Source organism: Silvimonas iriomotensis, from assembly GCF_014645535.1.
Taxonomy (GTDB): domain Bacteria; phylum Pseudomonadota; class Gammaproteobacteria; order Burkholderiales; family Chitinibacteraceae; genus Silvimonas; species Silvimonas iriomotensis.
Map to the genome: position 1 here is coordinate 535,428 of NZ_BMLX01000002.1, position 21,965 is coordinate 557,392.

The following is a 21,965-nucleotide window of genomic DNA, read 5'->3' on the forward strand; positions in this document are numbered from 1 at the left end:
CGGAATTTGATCGACGCCGGTGCCCTGCCTTGCCTTATTGCATGCCAGCCTTGACGAGCTTGCTGACCTCGGCCATATCGGCCTTGCCGGCAAGCTGTGCCTTCAGGTCTGCCATGATCTTGCCCATGGACGCCGGGGTTTTGCCATGGGTGGCAATCGCGGCGTTCACGACGGCGGCGACTTCTTCATCCGACATGCGTGCAGGCAGATATTCGGTCAGCACGACGACTTCGGCTTTTTCCTTGTCGGCCAGATCCTGGCGCTGGGCGGCTTCGTATTGTGAGATGCTGTCTTTGCGCTGCTTGAGCATCTTTTCGATGATAGCGGCAATGGCGGCGTCATCCAGTTCGATGCGCTCATCCACTTCGCGCTGCTTCATGGCAGCCAGCAACAGGCGGATCGTGCCAAGACGCTCCGTCTGCTTCTCTTTCATCGCCGTCTTCATGTCTTCGGTAATACGTGCCTTGAGGCTCATGGTGTTTCCTTTATGAACTGAAGGTGTCGGACTGACAGATGTCGCCGCGAACGACACAAAGACGGAAAGGCCGCACGTGTGCGGCCTCTCAATATTCGATTGCGACCCGGCTTAGTACAGCTTCGGGGGCAGTTGCTGGCTGCGCAGGCGCTTGTAGTGGCGCTTCACAGCAGCGGCAAGCTTGCGCTTACGCTCAGCAGTCGGCTTCTCGTAAAATTCACGGGAGCGCAGTTCGGTCAGCAGACCGGTCTTTTCGACAGAGCGCTTGAAGCGACGCATTGCGACTTCAAACGGCTCGTTCTCTTTAACGCGTACAGAAGGCATCGAGCAGAAATCCTGTTTGTTTAGGGCTATTGCCCGGAAGAAAGCTGGCGATTATCCACCACTGAAAAGCAAATGTCAAAACCCTGTGCTTTGCGGGTGTGGCGTGAACGGGTACGATAACGCCCTTGATACAAGATGTTAGGAAAAAGTCCAAGTCATGCTGGTGCTGGGTATTGAATCTTCGTGCGATGAAACCGGGGTTGCGCTCTATGATACGGAGCGCGGTTTGCGTGCGCATCGCATCCATTCGCAAATTGCCATGCATACCGAATACGGCGGCGTGGTGCCTGAACTGGCCTCACGCGATCACATTCGCCGGGTGCTGCCACTGACTGAATCGTGCATGGCCGAGGCAGGGCTGAGCCTTGCTGATATTGACGCGATTGCCTACACCGCAGGTCCTGGTCTTGCCGGTGCCTTGCTGGTAGGCGCCAGCGTCGCCAATGCACTGGGGTTTGCGCTGCAAAAGCCGGTGGTCGATGTGCATCACCTGGAAGGCCATTTGCTCTCTCCCCTGCTGGCCGATCCGCGCCCCGGGTTTCCGTTTGTGGCTTTGCTGGTGTCTGGCGGCCATACGCAACTGATGGCGGTCCGCGGGATTGGCCAGTACGAATTGCTGGGCGAGACGGTGGACGATGCCGCCGGCGAAGCGTTTGATAAGTCCGCCAAGTTGCTGGGTCTGGGTTATCCGGGCGGCCCGGCGCTGTCCAGACTGGCCGATCAGGGCGATGCCACCCGCTTCAAGCTGCCGCGCCCGATGCTGCATTCAGGCGATCTGGATTTCAGCTTCTCCGGCCTGAAAACCGCCGTGCTTAACCTGGTGAAACAACAAGCTGAACTGGATGAAAAAACCGTGGCCGATATCTGTGCCGCTTTCCAGGAAGCCATTGTGGAAGTGCTGCTGAAGAAATGTCTGGCTGCGCTGAAAGAAACCGGGATGAAGCGGCTGGTGATTGCCGGCGGCGTAGGTGCCAACAAGCAGTTGCGCAACGCGCTGGATGAAGCGGCCAGACGCCGCAAGTTTGAGGTGTTCTACCCGCCCTTGGCCCTGTGTACCGACAATGGCGCGATGATTGCGTTTGCCGGGGCCATGCGGCTGAAGTTTGCCGAGCCCGATTACAGCTATAACTGCCGTCCGCGCTGGGATCTGTCCAGCTTGCCGGCCGTCGGCTGAGCCGCTTGCGGTTACGCCTGGAGGCTCTTGCGCATCAAGGCTCTGGGCAACACGCAACTGCCGGTATCCACTTCTTCTTTTTCCACAAGTGCATAACCGCGCCGCTCAAAAAAGGGCTGCGCGGTGATGCTGGCGTGCGTTTCCAGATGCGGCATGCCCAGCGTGCGGGCGGTACGCTCCAACTCCCACAGCAGATGGGTGGCGACGCCGCTGTTGGCCGCCGCGGGCGAGACATACAACCAGTCGATCAGATTGTCTTGCGGCACCAGCAGGATGAACCCCTGCACGGTTTCGTTCTCGATTGCTTTCCAGCCAAACTGGCTACCCAGTTTGCTGCGCCAGGTCTCTGCGTGATCCAGCCCCCGGCTTACCCAGGCGCGGCGCTGCTCTGGCGTGTAGTCTTTGGCGGTCAACACGGACACGGAGGCAAAGAAACACGCTTGCAGTGCAGGCAGATCATCCACCCCGGTCCGCAGCAGCTTCATTTGGCCACCACAAAGCGTTGATCAATGACCCCCGGCAGGGTCAGTTGCAGGGTCTGGCCGGCGTGAATCGGGCCGACACCTTCTGGCGTACCGGTGTAGATCAGATCGCCCTCGGTCAAACCAAAGCGCGAGGAAATCCACGCAATCAGCGTGGGCACCGTAAACACCATCTGGCGCGTGTCGGCTTCCTGGCGCAGTTCGCCATCAATATGCAGGGTAAAGGTAGTCCGGGCGGGATCAGCAATGGCACTGGCTGGCACAAAATCCGTCAGCACGGCAGCGCCGTAATAGCCTTTGGAGAGCGTCCACGGCTGGCCCTTTTTCTTGGCCTCGGCCTGGACATCACGCGCGGTCAGATCCAGCCCCAGCGCGTAGCCGGCGACATGGCTCATGGCGTCTTGGGGGTCGATATTGCGGCCGCCTTTGCCAATCGCCACCACCAGTTCGGTTTCGTGATGGATTTCTTTTGACCAGGCGGGCAACGGAATCGCCTCGCCGGCCGGCAGGATGGCCGAGGTGGGCTTGATGAACACCATTGGTTCTTCACCAATGGTCGAGCCCATTTCCGCTGCGTGCGCGGCAAAATTGCGGCCAACACAGAAAATGTTGGCCACATTCAGGGTTTGATCTGCGATCCGGATTTGCGGCAAGGTTAGCTCCACACTCAGTTCAGACTAACGAGACATTGTCAGGTCTGGATGACAAACGAATGCGAACGGGGTTCAACTGACCCAGTGAGCGACGGATATCAGCAAGATCAACGCCAGCCACAGCAACACCGAACGCCAGATCAACCCCACCGCGCTGGCAAGGTAATCCGGGTTGGCTGCATCGCCAAGGCCCAGTTCCGGACGGAACTTGACGGTATGATCCTGGTGCAGCACGTCACCAAGCTTGATGCCGATGGCACCCGCGCCCGCCGCCAGCAAAATACCGCTGGTGTAATCAGCCCAGGTACGGGCCTGCGCACTCCAGCAATCCACGGCGTCCTGGAAGTCACCCATGATGGCGAAGCTCACGGCGGTCAGGCGCACCGGAATGTAATCGAGCAGGTCTTGCACCCAGCGGGCAAAACGGCCAAAGGCATTGGGGTTATCAAACGCGCCCCACTTTTGCGCCAGCAGGCTGGAGGTACGGTACAGCACCGCCCCGGCCGGGCCGGCAAACCAGCACAGCACCACAAACCAGAACACCGTGCCGAACACGTAGCGGAACGAATCCACAAGGCCTTGTTCAATGGCCACGCGCGAGATTTCGTCTTCGCTCATTTCAGAGGTGTGCTGCCCGGTCCAGTCGGCCAGCAACAAGCGGGCGACATCGGTCTCGCCGGCTTGCAGCGCGCGGGAAATACCCGAGAACGCGTGGCTGAACTGGCGAAAGCCCATGGTGAAATACAGCACGGCCACGGTCCAGGCCACGGCCAGCGGCTGGCTATGGTGTGCCAGCACGAAATACACGATCAAGGACACGGCCAGCGGCGGGATCATTGCCAGCAGCCAGCCGTACACGCCATTGCGGAACTCGCCTGCATCCAGGCTGCGTTCCAGATTGTTGGCCATGCGGATAAAGGCCAGGTACGCAGGGTTGCGGCTGCTGATGGGGCGCAACTGCTCCAGTGCCAGCGCAAGAATCAATGCCAGAAAAGTCATAAGAACCTATTCCATCCAGCGGAACATACACTGTCAGACAGGGGCCGACCGGTGGATCAGCCCGTCACGCACGGTATCGCTCCGGATTTTTCGTATGATGACAGGATAGACAGTACGTGCAACACACGGTACTTCGGCCCGCAAAGATACCACACCCGCCCATGACGCCCAAACGTGGCGGCCGTGTCAGCTTGCAAACAGCATACGGATACTTGAAAACATCTGGCTGTCACCCAACTTGTTATAAGATCGCGTTTCCACAGATCACGTTGTCCAAGTTTTAACGGTGTGGATACCGGCTGCCGCAACGGCATGAGAACCGGGTCCGCATTCCCAGCCAAACCGAGGAGAATCCCATGGCGCATCAACTGCCTGAACTGCCGTACGCACTCGACGCTCTTGCCCCGTACATGTCCAAAGAAACCCTGGAATACCACTACGGCAAGCATCATCAGACGTACGTCACGAACCTGAACAACCTGATCAAGGGTACCGAGTTCGAAAACGCCAGCCTGGAAGAAACCGTCAAGAAGGCTCCGGCCGGCGGTCTGTTCAACAACGCTGCGCAAATCTGGAACCACACCTTCTTCTGGCTGGGCTTCACCCCGAACGCTGCCGGCGAAGACCGCGCACCGACCGGCGCCCTGGCTGCCGCCATCGACGCCAAGTGGGGTTCTTTTGACAAGTTCAAGGAAGCCTTCAACGCTTCGGCCGCTGGCAACTTCGGTTCCGGCTGGACCTGGCTGGTGAAGAAGGCCGACGGTTCCGTTGACCTGGTGAACACCTCCAACGCCGCTACCCCGCTGACCACTGCTGACGTGGCGCTGCTGACCTGTGACGTCTGGGAACACGCTTACTACATCGACTACCGCAACAGCCGCCCGAACTACCTGGGTGGTTTCTGGAAGCTGGTGAACTGGGACGTCGTGTCCCAGCGCTTTGCTGCCTGATTGCGCTGATTGCCGCCCCTGTGCGGCAGCAGACAAAAACCCCGCTGGCCTTGCCGCGGGGTTTTTTATTGTTTATTGGCTTGCCCGTCAGCCATATCCCACAAAAAGCCCCTGCCCTCACCGACGGCGCAAGCTGTTGCACAGAGGCACGATAAGGCCACCGAAGCCCGAAACCGGAGGCCGCATGTCTTCTTTTGCGCTGTATCTGATCGGCGTGGTGATCGCCATTGCCGGCCTGGCCTATGCCGCCCACCTGGCGCACGTGCCGGATCACTGGCTGCTGGCCGGCCTGATCATTGCCATTGGCCTTGGCATTGTCGGCGCGGTACGCAACACGCGCTTTCGCGATCCGCCCCAATAACCCGGCCCCGATCCCCCAAAGCCCGGCCCTGCCATGCAGCCCGGGCTTTTGTCTGGCCGCGCGGCACCGTATCATCCAGCCCATTCACTGAACAACGGATGATCCGCCATGGCTAACTGGTCTCTGGATGGTGCTGCTGCCGTCGCCACGCAATTCCCCTACACCTTCAACGCGCCGTCCGAACCCGCGCTGCAAGCGCTCGTCCCCGGCCAGCGCGTGCAACTGGGTGTCAAAGTCGCCGGCGGCACACAACCCTTGCCCGCTGCCGTGACCATCAAACTGGTGTCCGGCGCAGGCCAGTTTGGCGGCACGTTCGACAGCCCCGTGGTTGAGGCTGGCATCAACACGGGCGATTCAGTCGCCTTCGCGCATGGTCATATCCTGCGTATCGAAAACGACACCACCCCCAACCCGCTGGCGAAATACCAGACGTATTGCCTTGTCTCTAACCAGATCATGAAACAAGGCCGCCCGGTGGGCTTTTTGTACCGGGAAGAAGCCGACACCAAGGAAGACAGCGGCTGGTGCATGACAGCCGGCGACGAGTCCGAGGAATACATGAACAGCCCGGCGAATGTCTCTTATGTCACGCTGGGGGCATTGCTGAATGTGGATGACTCGATCGTGAACCTGCTGGATTCGCCAGCGGGGTCCGAGTTTGTGCGAGTGGGCGAAACACGGATGTTTGTCGCGCCATAAGGGCCGCGCCTGCCTTAGTCTGGCTGGCAAACCCTTGGCGACCACTTCGTCACAACAGCGTGGACGGGAATCCAGCCAGCAGCCCTGCGGGCTGCCTTTGGTGGATTACCACCGCGATTGCGGATTCAGCCTCAACGATGCGCATACGTCGCAACTGGATTCCGGCTCAAGGCCGGAATGACGAGTCTGTGGGGCGCGGGCTGGGTTGGTCGTGGCCAGCAGGATCACGCTTGCGTTGTGAGCGCTGAACAGGCCGCCGCAGTTGCGGTTGAAGTTGCGGTTGAAGTTGCGGTTGAAGTTGCCGTTGCAGTTGCAGTTGCTGTTGCCTTTGACGTTGAGTCCCCTTGACTGCGCCGAGCATCGCAGCAAGGCGCGGCGATCAAGGCGAAGCGGTAGGCCAAAGGCCGAACTCGCGAGCCAGCCGCGCCTTGCGAGAAGCGCAGGGAATTCGCGCAGCGAGCGCAGTCGCCGGGGTCGCCTTTCTTTTGGGTACTTTTCTTTGGCGAGCCAAAGAAAAGTACCGTGCTCCGGGCACCCCCGGTATCAAAACCACCGCGCCGCCAGGCGCTAACAACAGCATTTCAAGGTTTTAAGCCACAGCCAAGGCAGATCACCGCCAACACCCCAAATCCACCCCAAAACCACAAAACCCTCACTTCCCTCCAGCCACCTCAGACGCCCCATACGGCTCCGGCATCCGTATGCCAAACAACCCATGCGGTTCCATCTTCACCGGCGGATCCCCCATGGCATCAAACAATGCCGCCGTGTCATTCAATCGCGAAGCCCGCGCCCGCACAGACTGGTTCCGCGCCTGGTACATCTGCTGGCTAGCCGTCAGCGTGGCGTAGTACGGCGTCGCGCCAAGGCGGTAACGCGCCTGGGTATCGCCAGCCATACCGGCCGCGGCGTCTTCTGCACGCAAGGTTTGTTTGAGGGTATTGGCGTCCTCTTCCAGCGAAACAAGGCTGTTGGCCACACTCTGGAACGCTGACAGCACGGTCTGCTGATACTCGGCAACCGCTGCTTCGTGCAGGTTCTCGTATTGATGCTTGCGGGCCACCAGCGCGCCGCCGTGGAAGATCGGCTGCGTCAGCCGCGCACCAATGCCCCAGATCAAACCGGCGGGCGAGGTAAACGTGGTCCAGTCAAAACCGCCCCGGCCATAGTTGGCTGACAGCGTCAGTGTCGGGAACATCGACGCCGTGGCTGCGCCGGCTTCATCCGCCGTGGCGCGTACCGCAGCTTCAGCGGCCAGGATATCCGGGCGCTGGTGGATCAGATCACTGGGAATGGCGACCGGCACGTTATGCGGCAAGTTGAAGCTGGACAATGGCAACACCGGGGGCGCCTGGTCTGGCGCGCGTCCCAGCAGCACGGCCTGGGCGTGGCGCGCTGCCAGCAGTTGGGCGCGCAGGGACGGCAGCGTCGCGGCCAGGTTGGCGGCATCTTGCTCGGCAGTGAGTGCGTCATCGTGTGAGGCGCTGCCCAGCTCGTAGCGGTCTTTCATCTGCTGCGCGCGCTCTTCGCCCAGCGCCACCATCTGCGCCGTATTGTTCAGTTGCTCCTGCAACGCCGAGACATTGATCGTGGCCACCACGATATTGGTCGCCAGCCCGCGCCGGGTGGCGGCAAACTGGAAAGCCTGCTGGTCTACCTGTTCTGCCAGCGCGCGGTCTGCCAGCACGGAGGCGCCAAAGAAATCGAACGTATAGCTGGCCTGGATCTGCGCTTCGAACACGTTATAGAGGAAAGTCTCCTGGCTCAGCCCGGGCAAACCCAGCCCGCGCTCACGCTGCGGCGCGAAACCGGCATCCACGCTGGGGAACAACGACTCGCCAATCTGCGAGCGCAAGCCATCGCGTGCGGCTTGCAGGGTCCGCTGGGCAGATTTGAGCGACGGGCTGTTGTTCAGCCCCTCTTCCACCAGTGCGTTGAGTTCCGGGCTGTTGTAAACCGTCCACCATTGCGGCACGGGCGCTGCGCCCACATCCAGCGTCTGCGCGGCGCCATCGGCGTCAAACGCAGCAGGTTGCGAGGCAATGGCGTAATGCGCCGGTTGCGGCATGGCGGGCGGATTACGCTCCGGGCCGAATGCGCCACACGCAGTCAGTGCCAGGGTCAGGCTGGTCAACGCCAGCGGCTTGAAAGTGGAAGTCATGAATGAAGTAGCACGGATCATGATGCGTCCTTCTCTGCCGTTTCCGTGCGTTTCACACGGAACCACAAGGCGTACAACGCCGGCAGATAGAACAGGGTCAGCACCGTGGCGACGGTAATGCCGCCCATCAGCGCCGTGGCCATGGGGCCGAAGAAGTTGGACCGCAAGAGCGGAATCAGCGCCAGCACGGCGGCGGCAGCGGTCAGCGTAATCGGGCGGAATCGCCGCACCGTGGCGCCGATGATGGCGTCAAAGCGCGGGTGACCACTTTTGATGTCTTGCTCGATCTGGTCCACCAGAATCACCGAGTTGCGCATGATGATGCCGAACATGGCAATGGTGCCCAGCATCGCCACAAAGCCAAATGGCATGTGGAACAGCAGCAGCGCAATCACCACGCCGATCAGGCCCAGCGGCGCGGTCAGCACCACCATCAGCACGCGGCTGAAGCTTTGCAGTTGCACCATCAGCAGCACCAGCACGGCGATCACCAGAATGGGCATCTGCACGTTGATGGAACCTTGCGCCTTGCCGTTTTCTTCTACCGCGCCACCGATCTCGATGCGATAACCAATCGGCAATTGCTGGCGCAGGCTGTCGAGTTTGGGATCAATGGCATTGGTGACATCAATGCCCTGCGCGCCGTGCTGTACGTCTGATTGCACGGTGATATTGGGCTGCCGGTCGCGCTCCCACACCACGCCGTATTCCACGCCGTAGCTGAAATGCCCCAGCGCAGCCAGCGGTACGGCGGTGCCGTCTTGCGTCGGCATGGCCAGGCGTTCGATGCGGGATGGATCAATGCGGTCGCGCTCTGGTGCGCGCAGATCCACCGCGATCAGCTTGTCGCGCTCGCGGAACTGCGTGACGGTGTAACCCGAGAGCGACATCTGCAGATAATTGGCAATGTCTTGCGACGACACATTGAGCGCGCGCGCCTTGGTCTGGTCGACTTCAAAATGCACCGAGCGCTCGCCGGGTTCGTCCCAGTCAAACTGGACGTTGGTGGTGTCCGGATTGGCCCGCATGATCTGCGCGACTTTCTCTGCATACTGGCGCACGGTACCGATTTCCGGCCCGGTGACGCGGAACTGCACCGGGTAACCAATCGGCGGGCCGTTTTCCAGCCGGCTGATCCGCGTCCGCACAGCGGCAAACTGGTTATGCAGGATGTCGGTCAGGTCATGCGCCAGCTTTTCGCGGTCTGCAATGGTTTTGGCCGTGATGACAAATTGCGAGAAATTGGGCGAATCAAGTTGTTGATCCAGTGGCAGATAAAAGCGCGGTGCACCGGCCCCGACAAAATCGACGTAATGGTCAATCTCCGGCCGCTTGGCAATGATGGACTCCAGCCGTTGCGCCTCACGCAGGGATGCGGCAAACGACGCCCCTTCCGGCAGGCGCAGATCAACCAGCAATTCGGTGCGGTCTGAACTGGGGAAGAACTGCTGCGGCACCTGGGTAAACGCGGCCATGGCGATGATGAACATCACCAGCGTGATCAACAGCACGATGATCCGCTGCTTTACGCACCAGCCAATCACATGGCGCAGCCGGCGGTAAAAGCGCGTGTCGTAGATATCATGATGCTCGGCGTTGGGGCCGTCTTCATGATGACCGAAAGCGCGGCGCGTGGGGTGTTCCGAGAGGATGCGGTAACCCAGCAGCGGAATGACAATCACCGCGGCCAGCCACGACAGAATCAGCGCAATGGCGGAGACCTCAAAGATCGAGCGCGTGTATTCGCCGGTGGCCGATTCCGCCAGCGCAATCGGCAAGAAACCGGATACCGTCACCAGCGTGCCGGTCAGCATCGGAAACGCCGTGCTGCTGTAGGCAAAGGCGGCGGCGCGCAGGCGGTCGTAACCTTGTTCCAGCTTCACCGCCATCATTTCGACCGCAATGATGGCGTCGTCCACCAGCAAACCCAGCGCCAGAATCAGTGTGCCCAGCGAGACCTTGTGCAGGCCGATGCCGAACAGATGCATGCCCAGCGCAGTGGCCGCCAGCACCAGCGGGATGGAGATCACCACCACCATGCCGGTGCGCAGGCCCAGGCTGATCAGGCTGACCACCAGCACAATGCCGATCGCCTCGGCCACCGCTTCGACAAAGTCATCAATCGAGTGCGATACCGCGTGCGGCATGCTGGAGACTTCCACCAGCTTGAGGCCGGCCGGCAATTGCGCCTGCAGGTGGCTCATTTCGCCATCCAGCGCCTTGCCCAGCGCGATCACGTCGCCGGTTGATTGCATGGTCACGCCAATGCCCAGCACGTTTTGCTGGTTAAAGCGCATGTACTGCGATGGCGGGTCGGTATAGCCGCGCTTGATGGTGGCGATATCCCCCAGCCGGATGGTGCGGTTGTTCACGCGGATCAACGTATCGGCCAGGGTTTCGACATCCTTGTACTGCCCGCTGGGACGCACGAAGACGCGATCGTCGGCGGTGAAGAATGTCCCGGCGGCGGCCACGGCGTTCTGTGCGTTGACGGCGTCGGCAATCTGCTGCGGCGTCAGGCCCAGCTTGGCCATCTGCGTGTTGGAAATCTCGACGTAAATGCGCTGTTCCTGGTCGGCGATGAAATCGACCTTGGCCACGCCGGGCACGCGCAGCAACTCGGAGCGCAGGCGTTCGGCGTAGTCGTGCATCTGGGCAAAGCTGAAGCCATCGCCTTGCAGTGCGTAGATATTGGTGTAGACGTCGCCAAACTCGTCATTGAAAAACGGCCCCTGCACGCCAGGCGGCAAGGTGTAGCCGATATCGCCCACCTTTTTGCGCACCTGATACCAGGTATCAGGCACGTCTTTGGCGGGGGCCGAGTCTTTGATGTTGAAGAAGACCATGGACACGCCCGGGCGCGAATAGCTGCTCATGAAATCCACATTGGGGGTTTCTTGCAGCTTGCGCACGATGCGGTCGGTGACTTCTTCTTGCATCTGGCGTGCGGTGGCGCCCGGCCAGTTGGTCTGGATGACCATGACCTTGAAGGTAAACGGCGGGTCTTCTGACTGCGCCAGCTTGCCGTAGCTGAGCACGCCAAACAGCGTGATCAGCGCCAGCAAAAAAATCACCAGCGGCTGGTGATGAAGTGTCCAGGCAGACAGATTGAAACGGTGGCTGGCTTCGGCCGGCGTGATGGGCGGCTCATCCTGAAGATTGGCGTGCTCATCATGCGGGGGCTCTACAGGCGCGGGCGGTTGCGGCGCATGCGGGTCCGGTTGCTGCTCACTCATTGCGCAGCCTCCGCCGTCACCGCCCGGGCGGGCTGGCTGGCCTGGCTGTTGTCGCCCTCGCCCTCAAACAAGGGCTTGACCGGTTTGACTTTCTCGCCGGCAAACACGGTGTGTACACCGGCCAGCACAATCTGTTCACCGTCGCGCAGGCCGGCCGATACGGTGGCAGTGCGCTCGCCGTAATCGGCCACGCTGACCGGGCGCAATTCCAACGTATTGCCAGGTTTGACCACCCATACGGCCGGATCTTTGCCCTGGTGGAAAATCGCCGTGGCCGGCACGCGGAAAGTGGCATCCGGAATATGTGCCACCGCAGAACTCTTGCTGCCCGCCGGTTGCAGCATGGCATCACCGGTCATGCCCAGACGCACTTCCGGGCCGGGGTGCAGCAAGGTCAGTTTCACGCGGTAAGTGCGGCTTTGCGGGTCCGCCGCGGGCGAGATCTCGCGCACTTTGGCGTCGTAGTGTTTGTCCGGCAAGGCGGCAAAGGTAACCGAGGCCGCCTGGCCGACGGCCATCTTGCCCAGATCACGTTCGGCAGCATCCAGATTGATATCGGTATCACCATTCCAGGCCAGGCCGTACACCGCCTGACCGGCTTTGACCACCTCGCCCGTCTGGGCGTTTTCGCTAGTGATCACGCCATCGTGATCCGCCGCCAGCGACGTGTATTGCAGATTGTTTTGCGCCAGCTTCAATTGCGCGGCGGCTTGATCACGCGCGGCTTGCGCGGCAGTGAAGTTGTCCTGGGTTTGTTCCAGCTGGTTGGTGGCGATCAGGTTGCGTCTGGCCTGGGCGTGGTCGCGGTCCAGTTGCTGTTTGGCAAACACCAGCTTGTGTTCTGCGCCTTCCAGTTGCGCCTGCGCGCTGGCCACTTGTTTCTGGGCATCGGTCGGGTCTTGCCGCGCCACAATCTGGCCCTGCTTTACCGCATCGCCCAGCCGCACGGCGCGGCTGACGATCTGGCCATCAATCCGGAACGACATCACGTTGCTGTAACGGGCCGCGACCTCAACCGGGTAATGCAGCGCACTGTCGCTATCAGGCGCGGTCTGCGCATGAACCGCACCAGCCACCACCACCGCCAGGGGCGCCGGCGGCGGTTCGGCCTCTTTGCAGGCGCTCAACGCACCCGCCACAAGCAAAGCCAGCGCCAGCGTGGATGCGCGCAAGGGGACGGCGTGGGACAACGGGTCTTTCATGGTCACTGCCACTCCTGAAGTCGGATATCTACATCAGCTACTCATTTGTCATTGCATCCTAATACACAGTTGTATCTGAATACAACAATGAATTCTTGAATTTCTCATGACGGCTGCAATACTCGGATTACCCGGTGCCATTGCAGGCCTTTGCCACAGCGGCCTGCCCCGCCTGTCAGCGTATTCTGAGCGTGTGATAACATCGACCCATGACCCGTAAACGCCTCACCCGAGAAGAAAGCCGCGACCAGACACGCCAGCGTCTGCTGCAGTCCGCGCAAAAACTCATTGCCGGCAAAGGGCTTGCCGCCGCCAGCGTTGAGGACATTACGGAAGCCGCCGGTTATACGCGCGGCGCGTTTTATTCAAATTTCGATAGCAAGAACGATTTGTTTATCGAACTTCTTCGGGCCGATCACCAGAAAGCCGTCGACGAAATGTCGGCCCTGATGAGCCAGCCCTTGCCGCCGGAAGAACTGCGCCACCGCATCCGCGAGATGTACACCGGCCTGTACCGCGACAACGAATGCTTCATGAACTGGACCGAAGCCCGCATGCTGGCCACGCGCGACGCCAGCTTCCAGACCAAACTGTCGGCGCTGCTGGTCGAAAAACGCGGCCAGGTCAGCGCCATCATTGCGCACTTCTATCAACTGGCCGGCGCCACCCCGCCGACCTCGCCCGAAGTCATGGCCATGGGCTTCATGAGCCTGGTGGAAGGCGTGAAACTGTTCATGCTCTCCAGCCCCAAAGACATGAGCATGGATGACGCCGAAACCATCCTGAGCCTGTTTGTGGATTCGATCATGGAACTGGCCATCATCAAGAGCCAGCCCGCAGCGGCCCACCCGGCCGGCTGATCGCCCCGAACCATGCCAAAGCAGTTCAACGATGCCATCCAAACCCTTGACGCACAAAGGGAACTCCTTTTCTTGTAGCCGCTTGTAGACACTTCAACAAGCGGCCAGCGCCTTCCCGGGCCGATCACGCCGTTCATCTGCAGTGATTTGCCTCAAAGCCACAAGCGCCAACCACCTTTGTCCTGCCTGCCAAAGAGACCGATGAAGAACATGCTGACCCGCCTCACCCTGACCCTGACACTGGCCATGCTGGCCGCAACGGCGGTCGCCGCAGATGCGCCGGCACTGGCGCAGATCGAACGCGCCAAGGCCGGGCTGCAAAAAGCCACCGCGCTGCTGGGCGGCGCACCGACAGGCGCCGCGGATGAGCGCATCCGCCAGTCGTGCAACGTGTATTACGTCGCCGCGCAAGCCATCAAAGCCATCCCCAACGCCAAAGACCCGGTGTTCTCTGCCCTGCTGGACGCCGACCTGGCCGCCCACGACGCCGCCGGCGCCGCTGAAGGCAAAGCCTACCGCCTGCATCTGGGCGCATCACTGGATGAACAGGACAAAGCCAGCGCAGCACTGAACGACGCGCTGGAACACACGCGCTACAACATTGGCGTGAGCAGCGCGGATTGTGAAAAGCTGGGGATACATCTGACGGACTGAGCCGCCCGCCAGAAATAGAAAAAAGAAAAAAGAAAAACCCCGCTTGCGCGGGGTTTTTTGTTGCGGTTAACAGACCGGCTCTGTTACCAGTAGATGCCAAATGCGGCGTGTTCTGGCGTGGGCGACATGATGGTGGAGCTCTGGTTGGACACGTCGTCATAGGCAAAGCCGTAAGCCAGGCCGCCGACGCTGTGGTTGTGCCAGAACTGCGCGTAGTAGTTGGCCGGTGCAGTCAGATACCACGCAGACGGCGTCGACCACTTGGTCACGTCTTCCATGATGTGGCGGTTGAAGGCGGCGCAAATCTGCGCCTCCAGCGCCAGTTCAGTGCTGTTGCCGGTCGCCAGCGTGCCCTTGCCTTCCAGGATGTCCTGGGTGGTGGGTTTGCTGACGTTGTAGGTGCCGCCCACATAGGCGCCGTTGTTCAGATTGACCTCAGTAAACACCATGGTGTTGCCTTGCACCTGACCGGCAAAGCGACGGCTGCCGCCCCACATGTCGATGGTCAGGGTGCTGGTGGTGTACTGGTTCCAGATCTGCGTGACGTACGCATCAAAGTAGTTGGCGTTGGGCTGGCCCACATCAAACGTGCTCTTGCCCGGTGCCAGGATGCGCGGCAAGGCAGGCTGCGTAAGGTGGAAGGCGGCCGGGGTTTCATTCACAAACTCGTTGTAAATGGATGCCACCGGTTCACCCGTACCCGTTTGCATGTGGAAACTGCCATTGGCGCCCCACACATCCACCATCAACGGAATACCGAACTCATCGACTTGTGTGGTGTTGATCCACAGGCCGGTGTCGTTGTAGGTGAACTCATACCAGTCGTAATACACGCTGATGTTGGGGTCGGTCGGGTTCAGCGGGTTGGGCCCGGCAAAACCGACGTTGCCGTTCACGTCAGACAGGATGGTGATGTACATCGGCCCGCCCAGCGACACGAACACCCGACCCGAATCCATCTTGGGCAACTTCAAGAGTTTGGCTTGCGCCAGCGTAAAGAAGTAGTTCGAGTAGTTCTGGCCGTTTTTGGTCAGGTGGTTGGCGGCGTTGTTGTCTGCCACTTTGGCGTCGGTGATCGTGCCATCCGGGCTGACCCAGGCAAACTGGCCGGTGGCCGGATCACGCCCGATAACAGCGACGTAGATCTGGTTATCGGCCCAGGCGCCACGGGTGTTGTTTTGCAGATCGATCCCCACAAAACCCGGATACACGGTGTACGACGGTGTTGCGGCGCTGCTGTTGTTGCTGGCCACGGCCGCTGTATTGGCCGCGCCTGCCGCGCTGTTCACGGTCAGTACTGCATTGGCCGATGTCGCAGAGCCGCTGCCGTTGGTCACCACCACATCAAACGTCGCGCCATTGTCTGCCGCCACGGTGGCCGGGGTGGTGTAGCTGGCACTGGTCGCGCCGGCGATCACCGCACCGTTCTTGTACCACTTGTAGGTCAGCGGCGCGGTACCGGTGGCAACCACAGAGAACTGCGCAGTGGCGCCCACGGTCACGGCCTGGCTGGCCGGCTGGGTGGTAATGGCCGGCGTGTTACCGCCAGCGGCCTGGGTGGCATACACCTGGAACTCATACAGCGAGTACCCGTATTGCGTGGCGCGTTGCGTGCCATACATGCGGATGTAACGACCGCTCACGGTAGCGAACGAGATGTCTTCCGTGCCGCCCTGCCCGTTGCTCTGGGTATAGGCGGTGGTCCAGTTCTGGGCGTCGTTGGACACCTGTATCTGGTGGACTTTGGCAAAGGCAGCTTCCCAGTACAGGATCACGCGGCCAATGCTCTGGGTGGAGCCCAGATCGATCTGTACCCACTGCGGATCAGCCGCAGCCGAAGACCAGCGGGTGGTCAGATCGCCATCCGTCACGTACGCGGCTTGAGAGAACGCCGGGTTTTCATTACTGCTGATGGTGGCCGTCTTGCCCAGCGCCAGGTTGGTGCCCGGATTACCCCCCGTGCCGCCCGTTCCGCCACCGCCACCGCCACCGCCACCGCCACCGGTGCCCGACGAACCCACGGTCAGCGTGGCCGCACTGCTGGTCAGGCTGTTGCCGTTGGTGTCAGAGATGACCACTGTAAACACGGCGCCACTGTCTGCGGTGGTCGTGGCTGGCGTGGTGTAGCTGGCTGCGGTTGCACCGGCAATGTTGCTGCCGTTCTTTTGCCACTGATAGCTCAGGCTGCTGCCGGTGGCCGCCACGCTGAAGGTGGCCGTCTGACCAGCGCTGACGCTCTGGTTAGCCGGTTGCGTGGTAATGGTCGGCGCGGCGGTCGAGTAGATCTCGAATTCCCACAGCGAGTAACCATAGCCGGTAGCACGCGCAGTGCCGTACATGCGCACATAGCGCGCGGTGGCTGCGGTGAAGCGGAAGTCCTCTACCCCGCCGACACCGGCCGACTGGGTATAAACCGTAGTCCAGTTGGTGTTGTCGTTGGAGACCTGGATCTGGTAGGCCGTCGCGTAGGCGGTTTCCCAGCGCAGGATCACGTGGTCAAAGGTTTTGGCCGAGCCCAGATCAACCGCAATCCAGCCCGGATCAACAAAGGCCGAGGACCAGCGGGTGGTGGTGCTGCCATCAAACGCGGCCGAAGCCGGTTCTACGGTCTGGTTCTCGTAACCGCTGGCCGTGGCTGGTTTGTTGAGGGCCAGGTTGATGGTGGTGCCGCCGCCGCCCGAGCCGCCATTGACGGTCAGGGTTGCGTTGGCGCTGGTCACGCTGCCGCCTTGCGAGCTGGTAATCACCACCGAATACACCGCGCCGTTATCGGCCGAGGTGGTTGCCGGTGTGGTGTAAGAGCCGGTGGTTGTCGTGGCGACCGCAGAACCGTTCTTCATCCACTGATAGCTCAGCGTACCGCTGCCGTTGGCCACGACGGTAAACGTCGCGGTCTGGCCGGCTGTGACACTCTGGTTGGCCGGTTGGGTGGTAATGGTCGGTGCCGGTGCAGACGTCCCGGAAGTGCACAGGGCCCAGCCCGGGAAGTTGTTGGCTACGGCCACGCTGGCGTTACCTGCCGACGATACCCAGTATGAATACGTGCTGTCCTGGTTGGTCGACGTCCAGGTATTCCACGGCGACGGGAACGCGCAAGAAGCCGCGCTTGCACCGCTGATGGCCAGTGCTTCGTCCTTGGTCGGCAGACGCATGTTCTGGCTGGCGCAGTAACCGGCCGCCACGGACTGGGTGAATTGCGCCCCTTGCGTGGTGTAGGTGTACTGGGCACGGCGCCAGGTCAGGCCGGTCAGGTTGTCATGCACATTGGCGGTATCAACGACGGTGTAGCGCTCGTTGGCATCGCCGCAATTGGCCACGTTGTAGACTTCAAACTCATACAGCGAATACCCGTACTGCGTGCCACGCTGCGTGCCGTACATACGCACATAACGGGCGCGGGCGGTCGGGAAGCTGAAGTCTTCGTTGCCGCCGGTGCCGGCAGTCTGGGTATAGACCGTCGTCCAGTTGGCGTTGTCGTTGGAAACCTGAATCTGGTAGGCCACGGCATAAGCGGCTTCCCAGCGCAGGATGATGCGGTTGAACGCCGTCACGGCACCGAAGTCGATCGAAATCCACGACGGATCAACAAAGGCCGAGCCCCACTTGGTGGTCGTGCTGCCATCCACCACGTTGGAAGCCGGGTTGCCTTGCTGGTTCTCATAACTGCTGGCGGCTGTCACCTTGCCCAGCGCCAGGTTCACCCCGGGTGGTGCCATGGTCAGCGTGGCGACATTGCTGGTCACCGAGCCGGCGACGTTGGTCACCGTCACCGTGTAGTTCCCGGCGTCGGTGTTCTGCACGGTCGGGATGGTGAAGGTCGCCGAATCAGTACCGACGTTGGTGCCGTTCTTTTGCCACTGATAATGGAACGGCGACGAACCGGACACCGCCACGGTAAACGTGACCGGCTGGCCCGGAATACCGGTGATGTTGTTCGGCTGCGTGGTAATGGCCGGTACGCGGGCGGCATTCACGGTCAGGCTCACGGCAGCGGAAGTCACCGTGTTGACCGGGTTGGTCACCTTGACCGAATACTGCTCGCCGTTATTGGCCGTGGTCAGCACCGGCGTGGTGTAGCTGGTGTTGGTCGCGCCGTTGATGGCCGTGCCGTTCTTGAGCCACTGGTATTGCAGCGTCGGTGAACCCGTGGCCGCGACGGTAAAGGTAGCGGTCTGGCCGGCATCAACATTCTGCGCGGTCGGGGCGGTCTGGATCACCGGGGCGGCGGCGGCCACCACCGTCACCGTGGCCGCGCTGGACGTCACGTTGCCAAGGCTGTTGGTCACTGTCACGGTGTAGCTGGCGCCGTTGTCACCCGAGCCCGTGGCCGGGGTGGTGTAGCTGGCCCCGTTCGCGCCGGAGATCGCCGCGCCATTCTTGTACCACTGGAACGTCAGCGGCGCTGCGCCCGAAGCCGTTACCGAGAACTGCGCCGGCTGGCCAGAGGTGACCGACGTCGACACCGGTTGCGCAATGATGGACGGTGCGCTGGCCGGCGGCGTCGGGTGCGAGACGGCCTGGATGGTGTAGCTGACCGTGCCGCTTTGCAGACCCGGCGCCGTGGCCGTAACCGTGACCGAGCCCGCGGTAAATTGCGAACGCAGCGCGATCTTGGTCATGCCGCCTTCCACCTGCAGTTGCGGATCACCTGGCGAGTGGTAGGTCAATGGCTGGCCGGCAGTCACATATTGCTCGGAACCACCCATGTAGGTGGCCGGGCCACTCACCGTAAAGTTGACGTTGTCGGCGGCGGTCGGCACCAGATTGCCTTGGGCATCAACCACTTTGGCGACTACAAATGCCGCGTCAGAACCGTTGGCGGTGACCGCAAAGGTCGTGCCATCGGGCTTGGTCAGCGCCGGCACCATGGACAGCACGATGCGGTTTTCAGCACCGGCGGTCGTCAGGGTGTCCGTGGCTTGCACGGCACCAAACTGGTCCAGACACTGCGCAGTGGCCGTACCGGCTACCCAGTTGACGTTCCAGTGCACCTGGAACGGCATCTTGGTAGTGCTTTGGGTCAGGTTGGCGCTGGAATCAGAGTTCCACGGGTTCGGGGTCTGATCCGAGCCTTGCGCTGTGCCATTGATCAGCAAACGCACCGACGGACAGTTACTGAAGGCGTTCACCTGGATATTGCCGGAGCGATTCCAGTGGTGCGCCAGTTTGACCACGGGCTTGATGGAATACGGCGTCCATGCGGCCTGATACACGTAGTACAACAGCTTGGGGAAGCGGTTCATATCCACCATGGAAGCGCCCAGCGAGCGTACGCCCGGGCCGGTGGTGCCTTCCACATAGGTGCTGCTCTCCCCCGGAGAATCAGCGAAATACCACTGCGCCATACCAAAGGCATTGATGGCCACGCCCTTGCGCCAGTTATCCAGGAACGGCGCGGCAAAGGCCAGTTCGTAGTCCCACGCCTGGCGGGCCGTACCGGCACCCCAGTATTCCGCGCCCCAGGCCGGGCTGCCCGGATAGGTTTGCTTGGTCAGGACTTCGCAGCCTTCCATGGTGCAACCCAGAATGTCGCCATTGGCCGGGTTGGGCGTGCGGTCAGACTGCGCGCGGGTATTGATCGGGTCCCACACTTTGGAGAGCGCTTTCAGGCTTTGCGCAAAGGTGGTGTCGGTGGCGCCGTTGTCGGCTTCCCACGCCAGAATGGACGGATGGCTGCGGTCGCGAATGATCATGTCGCGGTGCAGTTCGGTCTTGAGCGTCTGCTTGTCGCACGGCGGTGTGGTGCAGGCGTCGGCAAAGCCGTTTTCGCCATCACCAGAAGGCTGGATGATGAAAATGCCCAGCGCGTCAGCTGCATCGACAAACTCGGGGCTGGAGGTCGAATGCCCCGGGCGCCACAAGTTGCCGCCGGCATCGGCCATCAGCTTCAGATCACGCCACTGCTGCTCTTCCGGCACGGATGTACCCAGCGCCGGATAGTCATAGCGGCTGGAGCCACCCCACAGGAACATGCGGTGACCGTTGATACTGGGCAGATCCTTGTCCCAGGTAATCGTCCGGATACCCAGCGGGCTTTGTACCGAGTCCACCACCACGCCATTGATGCTGACGGTGTGGAACACCTTGTACATGTACGGCTTGCCGTAAGGGCTGTTGTTCGGATACCAGAGCGTGGGGTTGTTCACCGTCAGGGTCTGGTCGAACAGCGTCGGATTGAGCGCGCCAGCGCCGTTGGGGCTGATGGTCTTTTGCGCTTGCGCACTGGCCACCACGTTACCGGCGGCATCGACAATCTGCGTGGTCAGCGTGACCGGCTGCGCCGTCGTGCCCTCGTTAAGCACATTGGTCTGCACGTCGATGGTGGCCTGGGTATCACTGGCGCTCACCGTCGCCACATACGTCCCCCAGGTGTTCTGCCCGGCGTAAACGTTAAGCGGAATGTGCACCTTGTCGGTGATGTACATGTACACCGGCCGGAACAGGCCCGCATCAGACTGGCCAAAACGGAAAGCCTGCGAGAACCCGGGCGACTCGAAGAACGTATCGCCCTTGGCCACTTTCACAGCCAGCACGTTGTCTGACCCGTCAAACTTCACATAGGGGGTGATATCCACCATGAAGGGGATAAACCCGACCACGTGCGTCGCTTGCGGATTGATGGCGCTGGTGCCGGGAATGAACGTGCCATTCACATACACCTGCACGCCCGTGTGCGCGCCTTCAAACTCCACCAGCACTTTGCGTGCGCTGTTGGAGGCATCGAGCGTGAAATGTTTGCGGTACCAGTTCTTGGTGCCATCCAGGTCACCCTCGCCGCCACCGGATTCGGTGTTGATGAAGGTATCGAGCTGGTTGGCCGAATACGGAATCCCGACTGACAGCCAGGACGAATCATCAAACCCGACCTGCATGGCCGTGGCCGGGTCTTGATCCTTGATGTATTTCCACGGCGTTTCACCGAGATTGATTTTCTGGCGCTCAGAGGGCGCTAGCGTCACCGCGTCCGCGGTGGGCGCACAGAGCCCTGTGAGCGCCGAAACGGCGACAAGGCAGCCTGCCAACCGCCTGAACGCCCTTGTTTCGTAAAGTTTCATGGACGACCCCTCGCATACTGCTTGATGGTGCGACAACGGGCGTACGCCGCCCCTTGAAGGCGGTCAGCCACGTTGACGATCTTTTTGCACAGCGCACAACACGAACAGGAACAACGTCAGCAAGAACCGCTGACGCCACGACCACACGAATACCGCGCCATCACCCTGCGTCCCGCCCCATGCGGGCATCCGGGCAATGTGCGCGCCTTGCTCATCTCTGCATGATCTCGTCCGCCGCCTGTACACCGCCGCGGCAGATGCGGATCACTGAAATTGATTTCATCTCCACCATGCGCTGTTGCGCACTTATTGGCATGACAAACCGGTAAGTCCTTGGCCTGCATACCCTTTTTTGTTCTGACGACCTGGCAAAATTTGAAATCGATTTCAAATCTGGCTACACCAAAATCGCCAAAGCAAGCTCTTCCCTGCGATATCCCGAAAAATCAAGATGCACAAATGTGGTGCATAAATCGGGCGTGCCGCAATATTTTGGTGATTCTAAACCATGAAACTGCAAAAAAGTGGTCAAAAAACGTTCATCTGGATTGTTTTTTCTGACGGGAGGCTTGCCTCAAACCACGAGCGGCACTGTTAGCGTTATCAAGAATTGGTCAACATTGTTGAAAACGGTTTCAGAAAAACATACCGCACGGTATGCAAAACAACGGCCCGCAAAG

General features: G+C 60.8%; 15 protein-coding genes. 6 read left to right on the top strand and 9 right to left on the bottom strand.

Going from position 1 to position 21,965, the window contains the following annotated elements:
* Nucleotides 1-34: 34 nt before the first annotated feature.
* A complete protein-coding gene (locus IEX57_RS08970) occupies nt 35-475 on the bottom strand; it encodes a GatB/YqeY domain-containing protein (protein WP_188703937.1) in 441 nt (146 codons plus the stop codon).
* Between the two features lie 111 nt (nt 476-586).
* Nucleotides 587-799 carry a 30S ribosomal protein S21 gene (rpsU, locus tag IEX57_RS08975; protein WP_053936257.1) on the bottom strand — a complete coding sequence of 71 codons (213 nt, stop codon included), beginning with the start codon at nt 797-799 and terminating at the stop codon, nt 587-589.
* A gap of 157 nt (nt 800-956) precedes the next feature.
* On the opposite strand from rpsU, the gene tsaD reads away from it, so the two are divergent.
* Nucleotides 957-1,973 carry a tRNA (adenosine(37)-N6)-threonylcarbamoyltransferase complex transferase subunit TsaD gene (gene tsaD / locus IEX57_RS08980; protein ID WP_188703938.1) on the top strand — a complete coding sequence of 339 codons (1,017 nt, stop codon included), beginning with the start codon at nt 957-959 and terminating at the stop codon, nt 1,971-1,973.
* An 11-nt stretch (nt 1,974-1,984) separates the two neighbouring features.
* Here tsaD and IEX57_RS08985 read toward each other — a convergent pair whose 3' ends face one another.
* From IEX57_RS08985 to IEX57_RS08995, 3 genes are all read right to left on the bottom strand, one after another.
* Nucleotides 1,985-2,458 (bottom strand): GNAT family N-acetyltransferase, encoded by a 474-nt coding sequence (locus IEX57_RS08985; RefSeq protein ID WP_188703939.1) that lies wholly within the window; start codon nt 2,456-2,458, stop codon nt 1,985-1,987.
* Nucleotides 2,455-3,108 carry a fumarylacetoacetate hydrolase family protein gene (locus IEX57_RS08990; RefSeq protein ID WP_188703940.1) on the bottom strand — a complete coding sequence of 218 codons (654 nt, stop codon included), beginning with the start codon at nt 3,106-3,108 and terminating at the stop codon, nt 2,455-2,457. Before IEX57_RS08990 ends, IEX57_RS08985 begins: the two co-directional genes overlap by 4 nt.
* A 72-nt stretch (nt 3,109-3,180) precedes the next feature.
* Complete coding sequence (locus tag IEX57_RS08995) at nt 3,181-4,107, bottom strand: CobD/CbiB family protein (RefSeq protein WP_188703941.1); 927 nt, start codon at nt 4,105-4,107, stop codon at nt 3,181-3,183.
* Nucleotides 4,108-4,463: 356 nt separating this feature from the next.
* Between IEX57_RS08995 and IEX57_RS09000 the strand changes: the two genes are divergently transcribed.
* The 3 genes from IEX57_RS09000 to IEX57_RS09010 all read left to right on the top strand — a co-directional run bounded on the left by IEX57_RS09000 (nt 4,464) and on the right by IEX57_RS09010 (nt 6,117).
* Nucleotides 4,464-5,057 (top strand): superoxide dismutase, encoded by a 594-nt coding sequence (locus tag IEX57_RS09000; protein ID WP_188703942.1) that lies wholly within the window; start codon nt 4,464-4,466, stop codon nt 5,055-5,057.
* A 184-nt stretch (nt 5,058-5,241) separates the two neighbouring features.
* Nucleotides 5,242-5,418, top strand: a complete 177-nt coding sequence (locus IEX57_RS09005; protein WP_188703944.1) for a hypothetical protein — start codon at nt 5,242-5,244, stop codon at nt 5,416-5,418.
* 108 nt (nt 5,419-5,526) lie between these two features.
* Nucleotides 5,527-6,117 (top strand): DUF2185 domain-containing protein, encoded by a 591-nt coding sequence (locus IEX57_RS09010; protein ID WP_188703946.1) that lies wholly within the window; start codon nt 5,527-5,529, stop codon nt 6,115-6,117.
* 652 nt (nt 6,118-6,769) lie between these two features.
* Here IEX57_RS09010 and IEX57_RS09015 read toward each other — a convergent pair.
* The 3 genes from IEX57_RS09015 to IEX57_RS09025 are packed head-to-tail and all read right to left on the bottom strand — an operon-like array spanning nt 6,770 to nt 12,716.
* On the bottom strand, nt 6,770-8,299 hold the full coding sequence (locus IEX57_RS09015; RefSeq protein ID WP_229708929.1) for an efflux transporter outer membrane subunit: 1,530 nt from the start codon (nt 8,297-8,299) through the stop codon (nt 6,770-6,772).
* Nucleotides 8,296-11,514 carry an efflux RND transporter permease subunit gene (locus IEX57_RS09020; RefSeq protein ID WP_188703948.1) on the bottom strand — a complete coding sequence of 1,073 codons (3,219 nt, stop codon included), beginning with the start codon at nt 11,512-11,514 and terminating at the stop codon, nt 8,296-8,298. The genes IEX57_RS09015 and IEX57_RS09020 overlap by 4 nt, the downstream gene beginning before the upstream one ends.
* The gene (locus IEX57_RS09025; protein ID WP_188703950.1) at nt 11,511-12,716 is read right to left on the bottom strand and encodes an efflux RND transporter periplasmic adaptor subunit; all 1,206 of its coding nucleotides are present in this window, start codon (nt 12,714-12,716) and stop codon (nt 11,511-11,513) included. Before IEX57_RS09025 ends, IEX57_RS09020 begins: the two co-directional genes overlap by 4 nt.
* A gap of 209 nt (nt 12,717-12,925) precedes the next feature.
* Between IEX57_RS09025 and IEX57_RS09030 the strand changes: the two genes are divergently transcribed.
* Both IEX57_RS09030 and IEX57_RS09035 read left to right on the top strand, forming a co-directional pair.
* Entirely contained in the window at nt 12,926-13,576 is a 651-nt protein-coding gene (locus IEX57_RS09030; RefSeq protein ID WP_188703952.1) for a TetR/AcrR family transcriptional regulator, read from the top strand.
* A 210-nt stretch (nt 13,577-13,786) separates the two neighbouring features.
* Nucleotides 13,787-14,230 (top strand): hypothetical protein, encoded by a 444-nt coding sequence (locus IEX57_RS09035; protein WP_188703954.1) that lies wholly within the window; start codon nt 13,787-13,789, stop codon nt 14,228-14,230.
* An 83-nt stretch (nt 14,231-14,313) separates the two neighbouring features.
* On the opposite strand, the gene IEX57_RS09040 is transcribed toward IEX57_RS09035, so the two are convergent.
* Nucleotides 14,314-21,189 (bottom strand): beta-1,3-glucanase family protein, encoded by a 6,876-nt coding sequence (locus tag IEX57_RS09040; protein WP_229708930.1) that lies wholly within the window; start codon nt 21,187-21,189, stop codon nt 14,314-14,316.
* Nucleotides 21,190-21,965: the final 776 nt, after the last annotated feature.